Origin of the sequence: Flavobacterium zepuense (assembly GCF_007097145.1) — a bacterium.
GTDB lineage: Bacteria > Bacteroidota > Bacteroidia > Flavobacteriales > Flavobacteriaceae > Flavobacterium > Flavobacterium zepuense.
The window spans coordinates 1-1,039 of record NZ_VJVZ01000039.1; the positions used below are offsets into that span (position 1 = coordinate 1).

Sequence of the window (1,039 nt, forward strand, 5' to 3'; positions counted from 1 at the left end):
AGATAAGGGATAATGTAATCGGGCTTTGCTATATCTATCATTACGATAAGCGCAACAGGCAGATAGAAAAACACGTACCTGATGCCGGTTGGACACATGTGGTGTATGATAAGTTGGACAGGCCAATACTGACCCAGGATGAAAATTTAAGGGCAAAAGTAGACACGACTTTAAGCCCCAATCCCGGCTATTGGCTTTTTACTAAATATGATGCCGTAGGACGTATTACTTACAGTGGTGAGTACCGCGATAACCGCACACGTAAAGCCATACAAATAGAGCGCGACGCTGTAACAAACCCTACCCTTAGCGAAAGCAGGGTAACAGCGGCAGCTTCGGGCTATACGCTTAGTGGAGTAACTGTTTATTATACAAAAAATGCATTTCCAACCGATCAAACTAAAATGTCATTATATACAGTTAGCTATTATGATACCTATAATGCAGGGGCAGGTACAGTGCCTAACGCAGTAAACCTAATACCAACAATTATTAATGCAAAAGGCCTTCCAACGGCGTCTCTGGTGCGCGCCCTTACGAGTACTGGCAACTTATGGACAACCAGCCAGATTGCCTATGATGCTAAAGGAAGGGTGCTTTATACAATGGAGGATAACGACTTCTTAGATTACACCACACAAACTTATATTCGCCTGGGCTTTACCGGGAATATTACAGAAACTAAAACAACGCATAAAAAGGGCGCAAGCGCATCGTTTGACGTGTTTGATTATTACACCTTTGATAATTTTGTGCTAAGGCCGTTAAGTCATACCCATAAGATAGGTACGCAGGCCGTACAGTTGCTGTCCTTTAACCAGTATAACGACATCGGGCAATTGGTTAATAAGAAAGTAGGCGGCACATCCGGCACAACCTACAGCGACGCTATAGCATTGCAAATAGTTGATTATAAATACAACATCCGAGGCTGGCTAAAAAACATCAACGATCCGTTATTAGGTTTAGGTACAGATCTGTTTGCCTTGCAAATAAATTATACAACGCCATCTACAACCTCGGTTCCGGGTTTATACAA

At 42.6% G+C, this 1,039-nt stretch carries 1 pseudogene; it reads left to right on the forward strand.

Annotated features, from left to right (window positions below):
- Positions 1-1,039 (forward strand): annotated as a pseudogene (locus FMM05_RS21090) (hypothetical protein); the annotation flags it as partial.